Origin of the sequence: Streptomyces sp. NPDC058195, assembly GCF_042883525.1 — a bacterium.
Taxonomy (GTDB): Bacteria; Actinomycetota; Actinomycetes; order Streptomycetales; family Streptomycetaceae; genus Streptomyces.
Map to the genome: position 1 here is coordinate 117,241 of NZ_JBHVVM010000014.1, position 19,427 is coordinate 136,667.

Annotated in this window: 17 protein-coding genes; 7 read left to right on the plus strand and 10 right to left on the minus strand. The window is 72.5% G+C overall.

Features of this window, described 5'->3' with window-relative positions:
* Positions 1-640: 640 nt before the first annotated feature.
* Positions 641-1,162, plus strand: coding sequence for a universal stress protein (locus ACFVWY_RS19270; protein ID WP_389873642.1), 522 nt, complete (start codon positions 641-643; stop codon positions 1,160-1,162).
* A gap of 93 nt (positions 1,163-1,255) precedes the next feature.
* On the opposite strand, the gene glmS is transcribed toward ACFVWY_RS19270, so the two are convergent.
* From glmS to ACFVWY_RS19300, 6 genes are all read right to left on the minus strand, one after another.
* Positions 1,256-3,085, minus strand: coding sequence for a glutamine--fructose-6-phosphate transaminase (isomerizing) (glmS, locus tag ACFVWY_RS19275; protein ID WP_389873645.1), 1,830 nt, complete (start codon positions 3,083-3,085; stop codon positions 1,256-1,258).
* Positions 3,086-3,159: 74 nt separating this feature from the next.
* Positions 3,160-3,435, minus strand: a complete 276-nt coding sequence (locus tag ACFVWY_RS19280; RefSeq protein WP_365245908.1) for a hypothetical protein — start codon at positions 3,433-3,435, stop codon at positions 3,160-3,162.
* Between the two features lie 87 nt (positions 3,436-3,522).
* A complete protein-coding gene (locus tag ACFVWY_RS19285; protein ID WP_389873647.1) occupies positions 3,523-4,467 on the minus strand; it encodes a DUF4429 domain-containing protein in 945 nt (314 codons plus the stop codon).
* Between the two features lie 117 nt (positions 4,468-4,584).
* Positions 4,585-4,944: a hypothetical protein gene (locus ACFVWY_RS19290; RefSeq protein WP_389873649.1), complete on the minus strand. Its 360-nt coding sequence runs from the start codon at positions 4,942-4,944 to the stop codon at positions 4,585-4,587.
* Positions 4,941-5,582 carry a GNAT family N-acetyltransferase gene (locus tag ACFVWY_RS19295; RefSeq protein WP_389873652.1) on the minus strand — a complete coding sequence of 214 codons (642 nt, stop codon included), beginning with the start codon at positions 5,580-5,582 and terminating at the stop codon, positions 4,941-4,943. Before ACFVWY_RS19295 ends, ACFVWY_RS19290 begins: the two co-directional genes overlap by 4 nt.
* 63 nt (positions 5,583-5,645) lie before the next feature.
* Entirely contained in the window at positions 5,646-6,101 is a 456-nt protein-coding gene (locus tag ACFVWY_RS19300; RefSeq protein ID WP_389873655.1) for a MarR family winged helix-turn-helix transcriptional regulator, read from the minus strand.
* Positions 6,102-6,313: 212 nt separating this feature from the next.
* Here ACFVWY_RS19300 and ACFVWY_RS19305 point away from each other — a divergent pair, with 212 nt between their 5' ends.
* The 3 genes from ACFVWY_RS19305 to ACFVWY_RS19315 all read left to right on the plus strand — a co-directional run bounded on the left by ACFVWY_RS19305 (position 6,314) and on the right by ACFVWY_RS19315 (position 9,469).
* Complete coding sequence (locus ACFVWY_RS19305; RefSeq protein ID WP_389873656.1) at positions 6,314-7,756, plus strand: MFS transporter; 1,443 nt, start codon at positions 6,314-6,316, stop codon at positions 7,754-7,756.
* Positions 7,757-7,881: 125 nt separating this feature from the next.
* Positions 7,882-8,676 (plus strand): hypothetical protein, encoded by a 795-nt coding sequence (locus ACFVWY_RS19310; RefSeq protein WP_389873659.1) that lies wholly within the window; start codon positions 7,882-7,884, stop codon positions 8,674-8,676.
* Positions 8,677-9,019: 343 nt separating this feature from the next.
* Positions 9,020-9,469, plus strand: coding sequence for an RICIN domain-containing protein (locus ACFVWY_RS19315; protein ID WP_389873661.1), 450 nt, complete (start codon positions 9,020-9,022; stop codon positions 9,467-9,469).
* Between the two features lie 68 nt (positions 9,470-9,537).
* Here the strand turns inward: ACFVWY_RS19315 and ACFVWY_RS19320 are convergent, their stop codons facing one another.
* From ACFVWY_RS19320 to ACFVWY_RS19335, 4 genes are read right to left on the minus strand one after another with little or no spacing between them, the layout of a single operon-like run.
* The gene (locus tag ACFVWY_RS19320; protein WP_389873663.1) at positions 9,538-10,704 is read right to left on the minus strand and encodes an acyl-CoA dehydrogenase family protein; all 1,167 of its coding nucleotides are present in this window, start codon (positions 10,702-10,704) and stop codon (positions 9,538-9,540) included.
* 36 nt (positions 10,705-10,740) lie between these two features.
* Positions 10,741-11,682 carry a hydroxymethylglutaryl-CoA lyase gene (locus ACFVWY_RS19325; RefSeq protein WP_389873666.1) on the minus strand — a complete coding sequence of 314 codons (942 nt, stop codon included), beginning with the start codon at positions 11,680-11,682 and terminating at the stop codon, positions 10,741-10,743.
* Positions 11,679-13,781: a biotin carboxylase N-terminal domain-containing protein gene (locus ACFVWY_RS19330; protein WP_389873668.1), complete on the minus strand. Its 2,103-nt coding sequence runs from the start codon at positions 13,779-13,781 to the stop codon at positions 11,679-11,681. Before ACFVWY_RS19330 ends, ACFVWY_RS19325 begins: the two co-directional genes overlap by 4 nt.
* Before the next feature lie 7 nt (positions 13,782-13,788).
* Positions 13,789-15,396, minus strand: coding sequence for a carboxyl transferase domain-containing protein (locus tag ACFVWY_RS19335; protein WP_389873671.1), 1,608 nt, complete (start codon positions 15,394-15,396; stop codon positions 13,789-13,791).
* A gap of 98 nt (positions 15,397-15,494) precedes the next feature.
* On the opposite strand from ACFVWY_RS19335, the gene ACFVWY_RS19340 reads away from it, so the two are divergent.
* From ACFVWY_RS19340 to ACFVWY_RS19350, 3 genes are all read left to right on the plus strand, one after another.
* The gene (locus ACFVWY_RS19340; protein WP_389873673.1) at positions 15,495-16,103 is read left to right on the plus strand and encodes a TetR/AcrR family transcriptional regulator; all 609 of its coding nucleotides are present in this window, start codon (positions 15,495-15,497) and stop codon (positions 16,101-16,103) included.
* A 221-nt stretch (positions 16,104-16,324) separates the two neighbouring features.
* Entirely contained in the window at positions 16,325-17,911 is a 1,587-nt protein-coding gene (locus ACFVWY_RS19345) for a glycosyltransferase (protein ID WP_389873676.1), read from the plus strand.
* Positions 17,908-19,416 carry a DUF6056 family protein gene (locus tag ACFVWY_RS19350; protein ID WP_389873678.1) on the plus strand — a complete coding sequence of 503 codons (1,509 nt, stop codon included), beginning with the start codon at positions 17,908-17,910 and terminating at the stop codon, positions 19,414-19,416. The genes ACFVWY_RS19345 and ACFVWY_RS19350 overlap by 4 nt, the downstream gene beginning before the upstream one ends.
* Positions 19,417-19,427: the final 11 nt, after the last annotated feature.

A 19,427-nucleotide genomic window follows, 5' to 3' on the forward strand; every position in this document is an offset into this window, starting at 1 on the left:
ATTTCGGCAAGGAACGGGCAGGGGGGTGAAGTTGGCTTGAAATAGACGGTTGTGCGTACGTGATTCGGTCATTGAACCGGCGCACAACCCGGCTGAACAACCGCTTCTACGCGCCCCCTGGGCAGGTCGGGCGGCCGATTGCGGGGAATGCGGCACTCGCAACCCGCGGCGACCGGATTGAGCCCGTCGGGCGAGCGCGCGTCTCCGGCCACGCGGGCGCCGGGAACGGGGCGGGCGGGCCGCGGCGGGCCCGGCGGGCGCTGTGGGGCCTCTGGGGCGGCGCGTCGCTCCGGGGGGACGCCGGCCGGGCGCGGATCCGTGCCGCGGGTGCCTGACGCCCGGTGGCCCGAACTCCGCGCCGCCGGGGTGACGCATCCGGGCCGCGCGGTCACCGAGCGGGACCGTCCGGGAGGTGTCGGCGTCGGTGTACGGCACAGGGGCCATTGCCATCCGGGGCGGGCTCGGGCATGCTCCGTGACACGTCGCGCGCGCTTTGCGCGGATCTGGGCAGTGGAGGAGTGGCGCCGTACCCTTGGGGGTAAGGGGTTGGGAAGATGATTCCCGGACACCGCATCATTGCCCGCTGACGCACCTTCCCCACGTCGTTCTCCTCACGAGGATCCTCTTCGCCGAGACACCGATGGCCGGTCACGAAATCCCCGAACCCGCCGACCGCAAGCAGGTAGCCGACCACCTGTCGGACCCGCTGGCGGTCGAAGAAGCACGTCATTCCTGCGATCCGGCGTTCCGCCACGGAGTGGTGGTCGGTTTCGACGGCTCGACCTCCAGCGAACGCGCCCTCGCCTACGCCATCGGGATGGCCCGAAGATCAGGCTCCGGCCTGATCATCGTCCATGTCGCCAACCGGCTGCCCACCACGGTCTGGGCGGGCTGCGAACCACCCGTCTTCGTTGACGTACCCGATCACCGCACCGAGGTCCTCGGGCTGGAGCTCGCCTGCGCAGACTACCTCTCCGAGGTGCCCTGGGTGCTGGTCGAGCGCGGCGGGGACATCTGCCACGAGCTGGAGGAGGTCGGCCGGGAGTATTCGGCCGACGCCATCGTCGTGGGCTCCACGCACGGCGTCGTCGGCCGCATCTTCGGCTCGGTGGCGGGCCGCCTCGCGCGGCGCGCGAAACGCCCCGTCGTCGTCATCCCCTGAACGGGCGCCGCCCCGCCAATCGTGAGTCAACTCGTCCGTGGAAGCACGGTGGTTGACGGATCGGCGGGGCGGCGTACAGCTGCGGTACGGGACCTACTCGACGGTGACGGACTTCGCCAGGTTGCGCGGCTTGTCGATGTCACGGCCCATGGCCAGCGCCGTGTGGTACGCGAAGAGCTGGAGCGGGATGCCCATCAGGATCGGGTCCAGCTCGTTCTCGTTCTTCGGTACGACGATGGTGTGGTCGGCCTTCTCCTGCACCTGGTGCGCGACGGCGAGGATGCGGCCCTCACGGGCCTTGATCTCCTCCAGCGCGGCCCGGTTCTTCTCCAGCAGGTCGTCGTCGGGCACGATCGCGACCGTCGGCATCGCGGGCTCGATCAGTGCCAGCGGCCCGTGCTTCAGCTCGGAGGCCGGGTAGGCCTCGGCGTGGATGTACGAGACCTCCTTGAGCTTCAGCGAGGCCTCCCGGGCGACGGGGTAGCCGCGCACCCGGCCGATGAACATCATCGACTTGGCGTCCGCGTAGGCGGCGGCCATCTTCTTGATCTCGTCCTCGTTGGCGAGGATCTCGCTGATCTGGGCGGGGAGCTTGCGCAGCCCCTCGATGATCCGCTTGCCGTCGGCGACCGACAGGTCCCGGATGCGGCCCAGGTGCAGGGCGAGCAGCGCGAACGCGACGACCGTGTTGGTGAAGCACTTGGTGGACACCACGCAGACCTCGGGCCCGGCGTGGACGTACGTACCGCCGTCGGCCTCCCGGGCGATCGCCGAGCCCACCACGTTGACGACGCCGAGCACCCGGGCGCCCTTGCGCTTGAGCTCCTGGACGGCGGCCAGCACGTCGTACGTCTCGCCGGACTGGGAGACCGCGACGTACAGCGTGTCCGGGTCGACGACCGGGTTGCGGTAGCGGAACTCGGAGGCCGGCTCGGCGTCCGCGGGGATGCGGGCCAGCTCCTCGATCAGCTGGGCGCCGATCTGGCCCGCGTGGTACGAGGTGCCGCAGCCCAGGATCTTGATCCGGCGGACCCCGCGCGCCTCGCGGGCGTCCAGGTTGAGACCGCCCAGGTGCACGGTGGCGAACCGGTCGTCGATCCGGCCGCGCAGCACCCGGTCCACGGCGTCGGCCTGCTCGGAGATCTCCTTGTGCATGTACGTGTCGTGGCCGCCCATGTCGTACGACTCGGCCTCCCACTCCACGGTGGTCGGCGTGGCCGTCGTGGACGAGCCCTCCGTGGTGTACGTACGGAAGTCGTCGGCCTTGAGGGTGGCCATCTCGCCGTCGTCCAGGGTCACGACCTGGCGGGTGTGGGCGACCAGCGCGGCGACGTCCGAGGCGACGAACATCTCCTTCTCGCCGATGCCGAGGACGACCGGGGAGCCGTTGCGGGCGACCACGATGCGGTCGTTGAAGTCGGCGTGCATGACGGCGATGCCGTACGTGCCCTCGACCGAGCGCAGCGCCTCGCGGACCTTCCCCTCCAGGGTGTCCGCCTGGGCGCGGGCGATCAGGTGGACCAGCACCTCGGTGTCGGTCTCGGAGAGGAAGACGACGCCGTCGGCGACGAGCTTGGCGCGCAGCTCGGAGGCGTTGTCGATGATGCCGTTGTGGACGACGGCGACCTTGTTCTCGGCGTCCAGGTGCGGGTGGGCGTTCTCGTCGCTCGGGGCGCCGTGGGTGGCCCAGCGGGTGTGGGCGATGCCGGTGGTGCCGGTGAAGCGCTTGGGGACGCGGGCCTCCAGCTCGCGGACCCGGCCCTTGGCCTTCACCATCCGCAGGGCGGCGGGCTTCCCGGCCGTCGCCTTGCCGGTGATGACGATGCCCGCGGAGTCGTAACCCCGGTACTCCAGCCTCTGCAGCCCTTCCAGCAGCAGGGGAGCCACGTCACGCTTCCCGATGTATCCGACGATTCCGCACATAGAGTCTCTGCCCCTCCAACAACGACGTACCTGTGGTGCCCGTGCGCGCGGCCGTACCGGCCGTGCCGGTGGTGTCAGCCGTAGACGATCCGGCGCAGCTGACGGAGCGAGAGCTCCGGCGGCGCGACCGCGCGGTGCGGCAGCTCGGCCGCGATCCGTTCGAAGATCTCCGCGTTGACCAGACCGCCGGACTGCAGTTCGCGGTGGCGGCGGCGGACGAAGTCCTCGGTCGTCTCATCGAAGTACGCCAGCACGTCGAGGATCACCCGGGCTGCCTCACCGCGCTGGAGCGCGGTGCTGCGCACCAGGTGGTCGATGAGGTCGTCGTGCGACGGGCGGCGTTCGAGCACTCGTCGATACTGCGGTCGGAGAGGCGCTTACGCAACAATTCTGCCCGATATCGGGCAAGGGTGGGTGTGATTGAGGTCTCGGAGGGCTTACAGGCGGCTGAGGACGGCCTGCTTGGCGGCGCCGAACTCGTCGTCGGTGAGCACCCCGGAGCGGTGCAGCTCGCCGAGCTCGCGGAGCCTGCGCAGCAGTACGTCGTGCTCGTCCTCGGCCGGAGCCGGAGCCGGAGCCGGGGCCGGGGCTGGGGCTGGGGCTGGGGCTGGGGCCGCGATCGCCGCGGGCCCGGCGTACGCGGCGGGCCCGGTGGCCTCGGGCAGGGCGTCCGCGTCCGGAACGCCGGGCAGCCGTACCAGGACCGCCGCCGCGACCAGCACCGCCGTGTACTCCTTCTTCGACAGCCCCCACAGATCCAGGGAGTACGGGTCCTTCTCGGGTATGGGGGCCGCTGCCGGAGCTCCGGCCCGGACGAAGCGGAGATGCCCGTTCTCCAGGCCGATGGGGGGCACCCAGCGCACGTCCGTCACCTCCGACACCGGGAACGCCACCGGGCCGCCCGAGGTCTTGACCTCGTCGGCCTTCCAGTTCCAGGTGAGCCGGACCGTCTCACCGTCGAAGGAGGCCGTGCCGTCCCCGCCGCCGCCGGCGACCGGCAGCGAGGGCCCCGGCAGCAGGAAGCCGTCCACCGGACCGGACGGCACCTGCTCGATCAGCAGGGCGTTGCGCACCGCGTCGACGAAGTACCCCGCCACGCCGTCGCGGTCCTTCTCCACGGCCAGCTGGTACGGGTCAGCCGCGTCCTTGAGCCGGCCGTCGGCCGCGCGCAGCACCGGGCACGCTCCGTCGCGCAGCCGCAACCGCAGCCGGCCGCCCTTGCGGTCCGGCTCGAAGGAGATGCCCGCCAGGGCGTGCAAGGGGACGATCCGCTCCCCGAGCGCTTCCCGGAGCGGGTGGATGCCCTTGCCCCGGCCCGGCACGATCCGTACCGCCCCGCCGTCGAAGTTCCAGGTCCCGTCGCGCTGGATGATGTCCGCCATGCCGCTGATTCTGTCAGCCCGTACGAACGCGTGAGCGGCCCGTACGAACGGGGGAGCGGTCCGCGGAGCCCGGAGGTCCGGGCGGCCGGGAGACGGCCGGCCGCTCGCGGTCCCCGCTCACCAGACCAGGACCCCGCCGCCCACGGACCGGGCGCGCAGAGCGGCGCCGGTGATGTTGGCGAGCCGGGCGGCCACGTAGTCGTCCCGGTAGCCGCTGTGCGCGGCGAGCTGTGCGGTGTGGGTGCGCAGCAGCTCGCACTCGGCCAGGAAGTCCCCGACGTCCCGCGGCTGTACGCAGAGGTCGCCGTCGGCCAGATCCGGGAAGAACCGGGCGCCGAGCGCCCGTGCGTACTCCGAGCCCCAGAGCTTGGTCCGGCTGCTCTCGAACCCGGCCATGTCGCTGCCGTCGTCGGGGTCGTCGAGCAGCCGCCGGTCCCCGTGTTCGTCGTGGACGAAGGTGTGTACGAGCAGGGTCATGCTCCGAACTCCGTCCGGCAGTCGTCGAGCCCCTCGACGGTGACCTCGGTGCGGCGGCACTCCTCCCAGCGGGCACGGTCCAGCCACAGCCGCTGCAGGGTGACGGGTGCTCCGCGTACGGCGGCGACATTGAGGCCGTCCGGCAGATAGCCCAGCCGCCGCGAGACGCCCAGCGAGCGGGCGTTGTCGCTCATCGCCGCCGTCACCGCGCTCTGGGCCCCGAGGCCCGCGAAGGCGAGGTGCAGGACGGCGGCACGCATCTCGGTGCCGATGCCCCGGCCCTGGTGGGCGAGGCCCAGCCACGACCCGGAGGTGACCCGGCCGGTCACCGCGAAGTCCTTCGCGCCGAGGTCCTGCCGCCCGACCACCTCGCCCTCGCACAGCACCGCGAGACTCAGCGTCCAGTCCTGGGCGGACCAGTCGGCGACGGTGCGGAGCACGTGCTGGAACGTGGCCCGGCCGCGCCCGGCGGGCGACGCCTCCGTCCAGGGGACCGTGAACGGCATCTCGTCCGGGGCGTGCACCCCGCCGCCCGCGACCGAGGCGAGAGCGTCGAGCAACTCCAGGTCCGGCAGGCGTAGTTCCAGGCGGGGTGTGCGGAGGCGGAGCCCGTACAAGGGCCAGTGCTGTGGCTTCATATCCGGACTCTGCCGGGTGCGGTGCCGCGGTGTCGAACGAATTCCCCGGGGCCGTGCGGCGGGTCAGGGGCGCGGCCAGGGGCGGCCGGCCAGCCGCTCGATGTCGGTGTTGAAGCGCCTCAGGTAGGCGGCGAAACCGGAGATGTCCTCGTCCGACCAGTGGGTCATGACCCGCTCCAGGGAGTCGACGATGCCCTCGCGCTCGGCGTCGAGCGTGCGGGCGCCCTCGTCGGTGATCCGGAACTTGCGGGCCATGCCGCCCGAGGGGTCCGGGATGCGCTCCACGAGCCCGGCGCGCATGGCTGCCGCGGTCTGCCGGTTGAGGGTGGACGCGTCGAGCCCGAAGGCGTCGCTGAGCTCGCCGATCGACATCGGCCCCTGGACGCGGACGCGGCTGAGCAGGACGTAGGCGCTGTGGTCCATCAGCCCGCCCTTGCGCCGTCCGCCCTTGTTGCGCAGCAGGCTGTGGCGGCTGAGGAGCATCTGCTCGTACTCGACCTCATGGGTGGGCCTGGTCATGTGTGCCTGCCGTCTTCCCTCGTCGTCTTGCCGTCCGGGCGCCCTGGCGCCCCGGTGCGGTCCGGCACCCCGGCGTGTCGCGGCACTCCGGGGAGTTCCGGAGGCCGACCTCCATCTTCCCATAGGCTATGTAGCGTACATATAGCTTGCATGCTGCATGGAGTGTGTACGATGCATACCCTTCTTCCCGATACACACCCGAGGAGTCCCGGATGGGCGCGCCCCAGCCATCAACTCGTACCGGCGGCGTCGTCGCCACCCTGGCCATCGCCGGCATCACGGCGGCGATCATGCAGACCCTGGTCACCCCGCTCATCGCGGAGCTGCCGCAGATCCTGAGCACCACCCCCTCGAACGCGGCCTGGGTGATCACCGTCACCCTGCTGGTCTCCGCCGTCTGCGTACCCGTCTCCGGCCGGCTGGGCGACATGGTCGGCAAGCGCCGGATGCTCCTCGTCTGCTCCGTACCGCTGATAGCCGGTTCGGTGGTGTGCGCGCTCTCGTCGACCGTCGTCCCCATGATCGTCGGCCGTGGCCTTCAGGGCATGGGCATGGGCGTGCTGCCGCTCGGCATCGCGCTGCTGCGTGACGTGGTCCCGGCGGAGAAGCTCAGCTCCTCCATCGCGCTGGTCAGCGCCTCCATGGGCATCGGCGGCGCGCTCGGGCTGCCGATCGCCGCGGCGGTCGCCCAGTACACCGACTGGCGGGTGCTGTTCTGGGGCTCGGCCGGTCTGGCCACCGCGGTCGCGGCGCTGATCTGGTTCCTGATCCCCGAGGTGCCCGCCGGGGCCAAGGGGCAGCGGTTCGACGTGCTGGGCGCGCTCGGTCTCGGGGCGGGCCTGGTCTGCCTGCTGCTCGCGGTGTCCAAGGGCGCCGACTGGGGCTGGGGCTCGGCCACCACGCTCGGCCTGTTCGCCGCCGCGGTGGTGGTGCTGCTCGCCTGGGGCGTGTGGGAGCTGCGTACCCGTGACCCGCTGGTGGACCTCCGCACCACCGCGCGCCCCCGGGTGCTGATGACCAACCTCGCCTCCGTCTTCGTCGGCTTCGGCATGTACGCCACCATGCTGATCTCGCCGCAGATCCTTCAGCTGCCCTCCGCCACCGGCTACGGGCTGGGCCAGTCGATGCTCGCGGCGGGCCTGTGGATGGCGCCCGGCGGCGTCATGATGATGATCGTCTCTCCGCTCGGCGGAAAGCTGATCGACGCCCGGGGCCCGAAGTTCACCCTGGTCAGCGGCATCCTGGTCATCGCGGTCGGCTACGGCCTGGCGCTGATGCTCATGGGCTCCGCGTGGGGCCTGATGGTGGTCGGCATGGTCACCAGCAGCGGTGTCGGCCTGGCGTACGGCTCGATGCCCGCGCTGATCATGGGCTCGGTCCCGCTCTCCGAGACCGCCGCCGCCAACGGCTTCAACACGCTGATGCGCTCGCTGGGTACGTCGATCGGCGCCGCGGTGGTCGGCGTGGTCCTCTCCCAGATGACCATCACCGCGGGCGGCTACACCCTCACCTCGGAGAACGGTTTCCGTACCGGACTCATGGTCGGCTGCGGCGTCGCCCTGGTCGCGGCCGCGATCGCCGCCCTCATCCCGGCGCTGAGCCGTGGCGGGGACGGCGCCGACGCCCTGCCGGAACCGGCCGCCGCGAAGGTCTGACCCGCGACGTGCGCACGGCCGCCGCCCGTTCTCCGCGCTCGCGGGGGACGGGCGGCGGCGGTTTTCGGTAACGTGGCGCTCTTCGGGCGGCGTCAGCCCCTGGAGCCCCGAAGGCGATCACGCCGATGACCTCCTCGCTCTCCTCCTCCTCGCTCTCCTCGCGTCTCTCCGCCGCCGCGCACCCCGCCCGCCGCCTCGACGCCGCGCTGGACGGCCTCGCGGTCGCCTTCCGGGGCATGACCGCCCACCCCGACGAGCACAACTGCGTGTGCCACTGGGGCAGCGCCGAGGAACTGGCCCGGCTCAAGGCCCCGGACGTCGAGCTGGACGACGATCTCCTGCGACGCACCTGGCAGGCTCCCGACTGGAGCGACCACCCGGCGGTGCTGCGCCGGATACTCCCGCAGTTCGCGCGGTCCCTCGTCGCCGGCCGCGTCGAACCCTTCCTCGGCCCGGAGGAGATCGGCCGTTCGTTCGACCGTGGCCACTGGCAGCGGTGGCCCGAGGAACAGGCGGCGGCGGTACGGGAGTTCCTCCACGCCTGGTGGTCCCACACCCTCACCGCCCCGGCCCCGTCCGCCCCGGCCCACGACCTCCTCGCCCTGGTCGCCGAGGCATCCGGCACGCTCACCCCGTGGCTCGCCCGCTGGGAGGCGCTGACCGGTGCCACGGCCACCCGGCACCTCGCGGAGGCCGCCTTCCACTGGGAGGACTGCCTCCTCGGCGACCGGCTCCCCTGGACGGCCTGGGACGGCGAGGACGAGAAGTGCGCCGAACTGACGGCCTGGCTGCTGGATCACGCCCGCCCCCGCCTCGCCGCCCACGGCGCCCCCGGCGAACTGCTCCACCGCATACGCCTGCTCGGCCTCACCGGTCCCGCCCGCTGGGAGGACCCGCACTGGCCCGACTACCACCGCTGAGCGACGGGCTCCGTGGCCGGGGCCGTGGTCCGTCCCGGATGCCGCCTTCCCGTGGTCCGAAAGGCCGCCCGGGGCGGGGCGCGGCGGTTTCCGGCGCGGATGCGCCCTGGTGGTGCTGTACAAAGGACGGGAATCCATGGCGCCGCCCTCGAAGCGACGAGGTACAGCAGTGGCGAGCATGGGCACACGCCCTGGACGGCCGCACCGGATCTGCCGCGGCCGGGCTTTCGGGCGTGGCCGGGCTGGGAGAGGGCGCGGGCGCTCCTCTCGCGGGGGCGGCACGTCCCCGCCGTGAGCAGCCCACTGAGACCTCGACCCACCCGTTCGATCAGGAGGTTCAGTCATGCGGTCACGGATCACTCTGCTGGCTGCCCTGGGCGTGGGATGCGCCCTGGTGGCAGCGGTGTCCACCCCGGCCGTCGCCGGTCCGCAGGTGCGATTCAAGAACGTGGCCACGGGCAGATGCCTCGACAGCAACGGCGCGGGCAGGGCCTACGCGCTGGGCTGCAACGGCGGCGGCAACCAGAGCTGGACGGTGGAGTTCAACCACACCGGGGGCGGGGCGCTCAAGGACGTGGCCACGGGCAGGTGCCTGGACAGCAACGGCGCGGGCGAGGTGTACGCGCTGGGCTGCAACGGCGGCGACAACCAGCGCTGGACGGCGGGGGAGTCGGGCGCCGGTGTCGTCGTGTGGAAGAACGTGGCGACCGGCAGATGCCTCGACAGCAACGGCGCGGGCAAGGTCTACACGCTCGGCTGCAACGGCGGGGACAACCAGCGCTGGGGGTCATGACCCCCAGGGGTCCGTACGCGGACGGGGCGGCCTCCGCGGAGGCCGCCCCGTCGCGGTGTCGTCGCGCGTCAGGCCGGGAGGCCCAGCTCCCGGGCGATGAGCATGCGCTGGACCTCGCTCGTGCCCTCGCCGATCTCCAGGATCTTGGAGTCGCGCCACATGCGGGCCACCGGGTACTCGTTCATGAAGCCGTAGCCGCCGTGGATCTGGGTGGCCTCGCGGGCGTTGTCCACGGCCACCGTGGAGGAGTACAGCTTGGCGATCGCCGCCTCCTTCTTGAACGGCTCGCCCGCCAGCATCCGCGAGGCGGCGTCGCGCCAGCCGATGCGGGCCATGTGGGCGCGCATCTCCATGTCCGCGATCTTGAACTGGATCGCCTGGTTCGTGCCGATCGCCCGGCCGAACGCGTGGCGCTCGCCCGCGTACTTCACCGACTCGTCCACGCAGCCCTGGGCCAGGCCCGTGGAGAGGGCGGCGATGGCGATCCGGCCCTCGTCCAGGATGCGCAGGAACTGGGCGTAGCCGCGGCCCTCCTCGCCCAGCAGGTTCTCCAGCGGTACGCGGACGTCGGAGAAGGACAGCTCACGGGTGTCCGAGCTGTTCCAGCCGACCTTGGAGTACGGGGCGGCGACCGTGAAGCCCGGGGTGCCGGACGGGACGATGATCGAGGAGATCAGCGGGGCGCCGTTCTCCTTGCGGCCGGTCACCGCCGTCACCGTGACCAGCTCCGTGATGTCCGTACCGGAGTTGGTGATGAAGCACTTGGATCCGTTGATCACCCATTCGCCGGCCGCCTCGTCGCGCACCGCCGTCGTACGCGTGCCCCCGGCGTCCGAACCGCCGTCCGGCTCCGTCAGCCCGAACGCGCCGAGCGCCTCGCCCGAGCAGAGCTTCGGCAGCCACTGCCGCTTCTGCTCCTCCGTGCCGAAGCGGTACACCGGCATCGCGCCGAGCGAGACCCCGGCCTCCAGGGTGATCGCCACCGACGAGTCGACCCGGGCCAGCTCCTCCAGGGCGATCCCGAGGGCGAGGTAGTCGCCGCCCATGCCGCCGTACTCCTCCGGGAACGGCAGCCCGAAAAGGCCCATCCGCCCCATCTCCCGCACGATCTCGTACGGGAACTCGTGTCGTTCGTAGAGGTCGCCGATCTTCGGCGCGACGACGTCGTGCGCGAACTCCTCGACAGTGCGCCGCAGTTCCTCGTGTTCGGCGGTCAGCCGGTGGTCCAGGGGCATGGCAGGGTCACTCCTTGTGGGACGGGGGACGGGCGCCTATCGCGCCGAAAGCGCACGGACGGTACGGGACGGGCTGGGACGGCCCAGCCGGTCGGCGAGCCACACGCTGGTGGCGGTGAGCGCGTCGAGATCGACCCCGGTCTCGATACCGAGGCCCTGGAGCATCCACACGAGGTCTTCGGTGGCGAGGTTCCCGGTGGCGCTCTTCGCGTACGGGCAGCCGCCGAGGCCGCCCGCCGAGGCGTCCACGGTGCTCACGCCGTGCTGGAGCGCGGCGAGGGTGTTCGACAGGGCCTGGCCGTACGTGTCGTGGAAGTGCACGCCGATGACGTCGGTGCGCACCCCCTCCTCGTTCAGCTCGGCGAGCAGGGTCTGTACGTGGCCGGGGGTGGCCACTCCGATGGTGTCGCCGAGGGACAGCTCGTCGCAGCCGAGGTCCATCAGCGCCTTGGCGACCCGCACGACCTGGTGGACCGGTACGGGCCCCTCCCACGGGTCGCCGAAGCACATCGACAGGTAGCCGCGGACGTGTACGCCGTCGGTCCTGGCGCGGGCGACGACCGGTTCGAACATCGCCAGCGATTCGTCGACCGTGCGGTTGAGGTTGCGGGCCGCGAAGGTCTCCGTCGCCGAGCCGAAGACGGCGATCCGGCGCGCCCCGAGCGCCAGCGCCCGCTCCAGTCCGCGCTCGTTGGGGACGAGCACCGGCAGGGCGACGCCGCCGAGGTCCGCCAGGCGGGGGAACAGGTCCTCGGCGTCGGCCAGCTGGGGCACCCACTTGGGGTGCACGAAGCTGGTCGCCTCGATGGTGGTGAGCCCGGCCGCGGCCAGCCGGTGGATGAACTCCGCCTTCACCTCGGTCGGTACGACGGACTTCTCGTTCTGCAGCCCGTCGCGGGCGCCGACCTCGTGGATGCGGACCCGGGCGGGAAGGTCCTGCGCCGGAACGCTCATGGGCAGGGTGCGGCCGGTCGTCATGCTTCCTCCCCGGAGGCTTCGGCGGGGGTGACCACGGCCAGGATCTGGTCCATGGCGACGGTGGAGCCGGGGGTGACGTCCAGTTCGGTCACCGTCCCGGCGTGCGGGGCGGAGATGACGTGCTCCATCTTCATCGCCTCCACCACCAGCAGGCTCTGCCCGGCCGCGACCTCGTCCCCGAGCGCCACCTTCACGACCGTGACCGTGCCGGGCATGGGCGCGGCGAGGGTGTCCGCCCCGGAGCGGCCCGCCCCGGACAAGGACGCCTCCACCGGGTCGTGGTCCTGGACGTGCCAGCTGTCGCCGTCCTGGCCGAGCCACACGCCCGCGGGCGTGGCGGCGTGGGTGAACGTGTGGGTGACCCCGGCGAGTTCGAAGGTGATCCGGTGCTCGGAGATCTCGACCGAGCGGGCCGTCTCCCGGCCGCCCGGCAGCGGGGCCAGCGGCCCGCAGGCCCCCGTCACCGGCTGCGGCGGCTGTGGGTCCTCGCCCACATGGCCGAAGCACAGCTCCGTACCGTCCACGTCTCCGGAGCAGGGGCGCAGACAGACCTGTACCGGGTCGTGGCCCGGGAGCCGGAAGTCGAGCACCGTACGGGCCGGGGTGCCGCCGAGGCGCCAGCCGCTCGCCGCCGAGAACGGGTCGGTCCAGCCGGAGGCGTCGGCGCGGGCCGCCTGCGCGGACCGCCGCTGCCGCAGCAGCGCCGCCGCCGCGTACACCTCCTCGGGCACGCCGTCCGGGACCAGCCCGGCCGCCTCACGCTCCACCAGTCCGGTGTCCAGCTCGCCCGCCGCCACCGCCGGGTGGGCGAGCAGCCGGCGCAGGAACCCGGCGTTGGTCGGGACGCCGAGGACCACCGTGTCCGCGAGCGCCGCCCGCAGACGGCGCAGGGCGGTCGCCCGGTCGGGGCCGTACGCGATGACCTTCGACAGCATCGGGTCGTACAGGCTGCCGACCTCGCCGCCCTCGGCGAGCCCGGAGTCCGTGCGCACCCCGTGGCCCTGCGGCTCGTGCAGGGCGAGGACCGTGCCGCCGGAGGGCAGGAAGCCGCGTGCCGGGTCCTCCGCGCAGATCCGGGCCTCGACCGCATGACCGGTGAGGGTGACGCCGGGCTGCGTGAAGGGGAGCGGTTCACCCGCGGCGACCCGCAGCTGCCACTCCACCAGGTCCAGGCCGGTGACCAGCTCGGTCACCGGGTGCTCGACCTGGAGGCGGGTGTTCATCTCCATGAAGTAGTACGCGGCCGGGTCGTCGCCGGGGACGATGAACTCCACCGTGCCCGCGCCGACGTAGCCGCAGGAGCGGGCCGCCTGCACGGCCGCCTCGCCCATCGCCTCCCGGGTCGCCGCGTCGAGCAGCACCGAGGGCGCCTCCTCGATGATCTTCTGATGGCGGCGCTGGAGCGAGCATTCCCGCTCGCCGAGGTGGACCACGTTGCCGTGGGCGTCGGCCAGCACCTGGATCTCGATGTGCCGGGGCCGGTCGATCCACCGCTCCACCAGGAGGGTGTCGTCGCCGAACGAGGCCCGCGCCTCGCGCCGGGCCGCGGCGATCTCGTCTCCGAGCAGCGCCTCGTCGCGCACCAGCCGCATCCCCTTGCCGCCGCCGCCCGCCGAGGGCTTCAGCAGCACCGGCGTGCCGATCTCCCGCGCGGCGCCGGACAGCTGGGCGTCGGTGAGACCGCTGCCCGAGGAGCCGGGCACCACCGGGACACCGGCCGCCGCGACCGTCTCCTTGGCCCGGATCTTGTCGCCCATCAGGGTGATCGCGGAGGCGGGCGGGCCGATGAAGACCAGCCCCGCCTCGGCGCACGCCCGCGCGAAGGCGGCGTTCTCGGCGAGGAAGCCGTAGCCGGGGTGGACGGCCTGCGCGCCGGAGCGGCGGGCCGCGTCCAGCAGCGCGGGGACGTGCAGGTAGCTGCGGGCGGCGGGGGCGGGCCCGATCCGTACGGCGGTGTCCGCCTCCCGGACGTGCCGGGCACCGGCGTCCGCGTCGCTGAAGACGGCGACCGAGCGGATGCCCAGCTCCCGCAGCGTGCGGATGACGCGCACCGCGATCTCGCCGCGGTTGGCGACCAGAACCGTGTCGAACATCGTCATCTGTTCCTCACATCCGGAAGACGCCGAAGCCGGCATCGCCCAGGGGGGCGTTGGCGCAGGCGGTCAGGGCGAGCCCCAGCACCTGCCGGGTCTCCATCGGGTCGATCACGCCGTCGTCCCAGAGCCGGGCCGTGGCGTAGTAGGCGTTTCCCTGGGTGTCGTACTGCTCGCGGATCGGCGCCTTGAAGGCCTCCTCGTCGGCCACGCTCCAGTCGTCGCCCAGCTGGTCGCGCTTGACCGTGGCGAGGACCGACGCGGCCTGCTCGCCGCCCATGACGGAGATCTTCGCGTTGGGCCACATCCACAGGAAGCGGGGGGAGTAGGCCCGGCCGCACATGGAGTAGTTGCCCGCCCCGTACGAACCGCCGACGACCACGGTCAGCTTCGGGACGCGGGTGCAGGCGACCGCCGTGACCATCTTGGCGCCGTGCTTGGCGATGCCTCCGGCCTCGTAGTCCCGGCCCACCATGAATCCCGAGATGTTCTGCAGGAAGACCAGCGGGATGCCGCGCTGGTCGCACAGCTCGATGAAGTGGGCGCCCTTCTGGGCGGACTCGGAGAACAGGATGCCGTTGTTGGCGACGATGCCGACCGGGTGGCCGTGGATGTGGGCGAAGCCGGTGACCAGCGTCGTGCCGTACTCGGCCTTGAACTCGGCGAACCGCGAGCCGTCCACGACCCGGGCGATCACCTCCCGCACGTCGTACGGGGTGCGGGAATCGACCGGGACGGCGCCGTAGAGCCCGGCGGGGTCGGTCCTGGGCTCCTCGACGGGGCGCACGGACCACGGCAGCGCGCCCCGGTCCGGCAGGGTGCCCACGATGTTCCGCACGATCCGCAGCGCGTGCGCGTCGTCCTCCGCGAGGTGGTCGGTCACCCCGGACGTACGGGAGTGGACCTCTCCGCCGCCCAGCTCCTCGGCCGTCACGACCTCGCCGGTCGCGGCCTTCACCAGCGGCGGACCGCCCAGGAAGATCGTGCCCTGATTGCGGACGATCACGGCCTCGTCGCTCATCGCGGGGACGTACGCCCCGCCCGCCGTGCACGAGCCCATGACCGCGGCGATCTGCGGGATACCGGCCCCGGACATCCGGGCCTGGTTGTAGAAGATCCGCCCGAAGTGCTCCCGGTCGGGGAAGACCTCGTCCTGCATCGGCAGGAAGGCCCCGCCGGAGTCGACGAGATACAGGCAGGGGAGACGGTTCTCCAGCGCCACTTCCTGGGCCCGCAGGTGCTTCTTCACCGTCATCGGGTAGTACGTGCCGCCCTTGACCGTCGCGTCGTTGGCGACGATCACGCACTCCCGGCCGCCGACCCGGCCGATCCCGGCGATCACCCCGGCCGCCGGGGCGGCGCCCCCGTACAGCCCCTCGGCCGCCAGCGGGGCCAGCTCCAGGAACGGGGAGCCCGGATCGAGCAGGGTGTCCACCCGGTCCCTGGGCAGCAGCTTGCCGCGCGCCACATGCCGGGCGCGGGCCCGCTCACCTCCGCCGAGCCTGGCCTTCGTGAGCCGCTCGCGCAGCTCGTCGACGAGCGCGTGATGCGCCGCCTCGTTGGCCTTCCAGGCCTCGGAGGCGGGATCGGCCGCGCTCGTCAGCACCGGTGCCTGCTGCATCGTGTCGAGCCCCCTTGCCCGTACCGCAGTGGTTAGTGAACGTTAACGTCCGTTCTTCAGGTTAACGTTCGCTAACCCGGCTGTCTAGAATCGAATCCATGACCACCAGGACGGACGCCCCCACCCGCCGCGAGCAGATCCTCAAGGAGGCCGCCCGCCTCTTCGCCGAGCGCGGCTTCCACGGCGTCGGGGTCGACGAGATAGGCGCCGCCGTCGGCATCAGCGGCCCCGGGCTCTACCGTCACTTCCCCGGCAAGGACGCGATGCTCGCCGAGCTGCTGGTCGGCATCAGCGAGCGGCTGCTGGAGGGCGGGCGGCTGCGCGTCTCGGAGGACGCGGCGAGCGCGACGGGCTCCCCGCGGGCGCTGCTCGACGCGCTCATCGAGGGGCACATCGACTTCGCCCTCGACGACCGCCCCCTGATCACCCTCCACGACCGCGAGCTCGACCGGCTGCGGGAGGCCGACCGCAAGCGGGTCCGCCAGCTCCAGCGGCAGTACGTCGAGGTGTGGGTCGAGGTGGTCCGGGCGGTCTACCCGGACCTGCCCGAGCACGAGGCCCGCGCCGCCGTCCACGCCGTCTTCGGCCTGCTCAACTCCACCCCCCACCTGGGCCGCCCCGGCGTACGCCCGGACCGCGCGGAGACCGCGGCGCTGCTGCACCGGCTGGCACGCGGGGCGTTCGAGGCGGCCGCGGTCCGCGCCTGAGGGCGGTTCCCCGCGGGAGGGCTGTTCCGCGGCTGAGGACACTCCGCCGTCCCCGCGGCGTCCCGAACATATGAATTAATGCGTGAAGGGTGCGGGATTTCGGCGGGATTTCTCGCGGACTTCCCCGCTTTCCTCTTTTCCGGGGCATTTCCTCGGAGTGTCGTGGCGATCCCCGGGCATATGGTTTGAGGCGTCTCGCCTGTGCCTGCTGGGGAAATTAAATGAAAACATGCCAGGTCTCGGTCGTCGTCCCCTGTTTCAACGAGGACGAGGTGATCGAGTCCTTTCACCGTGAGCTGACCGCCGCCCTCGAACCGACCCGGCAGACGTTCGAGATCGTGTACGTCGACGACGGCAGCGGCGACCGCACCCGCGCCCGCGTCCGTGACTTCGCCGCCGCGGACCGCCGCGTCCGCTACGTCTCCTTCAGCCGCAACTTCGGCAAGGAGGCCGCCATGCTCGCCGGGCTGGGCATGTCCCGGGGCGACGCCGTCGTGCTCATGGACGCCGACCTCCAGCACCCGCCGGAACTGCTGCCCCGCATGCTGGAGCTGCACCGGCACGGCTACGACCAGGTCGTGGCCCGCCGCGACCGCAGCGGCGAGGGCGCCCTGCGCACCCTGCTCAGCACCGCCTACTACCGCGCGATGGGCCGGTGCATGGACGTGGCCGTCGTCGACGGCGAGGGGGACTTCCGGCTGCTGTCGCGCCGGGCCGTGGACGCCGTGCTCGCGCTGCCCGAGACCAACCGGTTCTCCAAGGGCGTCTTCTCCTGGATCGGCTACGACACCGTGGCCTTCACCTACCGCAACGTCCGGCGCGCGGCGGGCCGTTCGAAGTGGGGCGGCAGACGGCTGCTGAACTACGGGATCGACGGGCTGATCTCCTTCAACAGCCGCCCCCTGCGCCTCGCCATCCACGCCGGACTCGCCCTCGCCCTGGCGGCGCTGGGGTACGCCCTGTGGATCATCGCCGACGTCGCCCTGCACGGGGTCGGCGTACCCGGCTACACCACGCTGCTCACCGCCGTCGTGGCGCTCGGCGGAATTCAGCTGGCCACCCTGGGGGTGATCGGTGAATACGTGGGCCGCATCTACTGCGAGTCCAAACGGAGACCGCATTATCTGGTGCGGGAGACGAGCGATTCCCTGGACACCGCCCTGATGCGCGGCATTCCGGCGGAACTGGTCGCGGTGAATTCGGCTCCTTCCCCTTCGGCCGCGGTGAATTCGGGCGCCGCCGAAGCAGCTGATACGGGATCGGGCTCGGGCTCGGGCTCGGGCTCGCGGCGGGGTCCGGGGCCGGGCTCAGGCGCGGGGGGACGGATTCCGGCGGGCCGGGTCCAGGTGGCGGCGGTCCGGGAGGAACCGGCGCGCGGCGAAGCCGGGCCGCGCGCCCCCGGCTCCCGTACGGTGCGGCAGTTCCTGACGTTCGCGGCGGTCGGCGTCGTCAACACGGCCGTGTATCTCGCGGTGTACGCCTCGCTGAACTCCGCGATGCCCTATCTGGCCGCCCACGTCCTCGGATACGCGGGCAGCGTCGCGGGCTCCTTCCTGCTCAACTCGTACCTCACCTGCCGTACGCGGCCGACCTGGCAGGCGTTCGTCCGCTATCCCCTGTCGAGCGCGGTCAACCTGGTGCTCAGCGGCGCCCTGCTCTCCCTCGGGGTGAGCGGGCTGGGGATGGACAAGAACCTCGCCGCCCTGGCCGCGGGGCTGGCGGCCACCCCGTTCTCCTTCCTGCTCGCCCGCTGGGCGATCGACTCCGGTGCCGCCCGGGGCCCGGACGGGGAGGGAAGCCGCGCATGACCACGGACACCCTCGAAGCCCCGAACGGGCGGGAGCGGGAGCGGGAACAGGAGCCACCGGGCGTACGGCGGTGGGCCACCGGCTGGACGGTGGCGCTCGGTGCCTTCCCGTTCGCCCTGCTCGCCGCGGTCTTCTGGACCGGCCGGCTGGTCCGCCCGGGGGCCGACGACTGGTGCTTCCTCCCCGTCGTACGCGACGAAGGCGTCTCGGGGATGATCGCGAAGTTCTACTACGAGGACAACGGACGCGTCGCCAACGCCCTGCTGGTCGTCGCGTACGGAGCCTTCGGCGTCCCGGGGCACTCCTGGTTCGCGCTGGTCAGCGGGGTGCTCATGGTCGGCATCCTGTGGGCGCTGACCATCGCCGTGCTCCACCGGACGGCGCTGACCGCCCCGCGCGGGGTGCCGCTGGTGGTGGCCGCGACGGGCGCGGTGGTCTTCTTCCTCGCGACGCCCGACCCGTACAAGGTGTTCTACTGGCCCGCCAACTCCGTCTCGCACACCCTGGCGCCGGTGCTGGCCTGCGCCGCCGTGATCCCGCTGCTGCGCGCCCGGACCCGGCGGGGCCGGGGCCTCGCCCTGGGCACCGCGCTCCTCGGCGGGTTCTTCCTCGGAACGCTCTCGGAGGAGACCGCGGTCGTCGCCTGCGTGCTGCTCGGCACCGCGCTGCTGCTCGGCCTCCGCGCCCTCCCCGGACCCGGGCTGACGCTCACCCGCCGCTGGTGCGTGCTCGCCCTCACCGGGATCGTGGCCGGGGCGGCCGTGCTGTACACCTCGCCCGGCGCGCACGCCCGGCGCGCGCGCTTCGGGGCCGGTGCCGGTTCCCTGCTCGACGCGGGGCGGCTGACCACCGCGCTGCGGGCCTTCGGCGAGATCCTGGGCACGGTCCTGACCACCTGGCCCTACCTGGGGGCCCTCGCGGCGGGCCTGCTGCTCGGCCTGCTGGCCCGGGGCGGCGAGCGGGCGCCGGACGCGCGGACGGCGGGCGGCCCGCTCGGGCCCCCGCTGCTCCTGGCCGCCGCGGGGGCCCTCGCCTTCCTGGTCTCCGGCTTCCTCTGCACCGTCATCACCTACCCGGCCTTCGGCGCGGCCGTGGTGACCGCGGCCCGGGTCTGGGGCGACTTCCTGCTGCTGTACGTCCTGCTGCTCGCCGGTCTCGGCGCCCTGCTGGGGGGTGTGCTGCGGGCCCGGCCGCCCGGAGCCCGCCCGGCGGTGGCCGCCGTCGCCGCCGCCGTCTGCGCGCTGAGCTGCGCCGGGCTCGCCGCCCCGCTGCCGCGGCTGGGCACCCAGATGGAGGTGCGCGCCCAGCGCTGGGACCGCCAGGACCGGGCCCTGCGCGACGGGGCGGCGCACGGCGCCCGGGTGCTGCCGTACACGCCGGTGCCGGTCGGCAGGATGGTGGAGCCGTTCGGCGGGCACGGGCGGCGGCCCTGGCCCGCGGGGTGTGTCGCCCAGTACTACCGTCTGGAGAAGGTCACCTACTCCCAGCACGGAGCGCACTCCTGACGGCACAATGG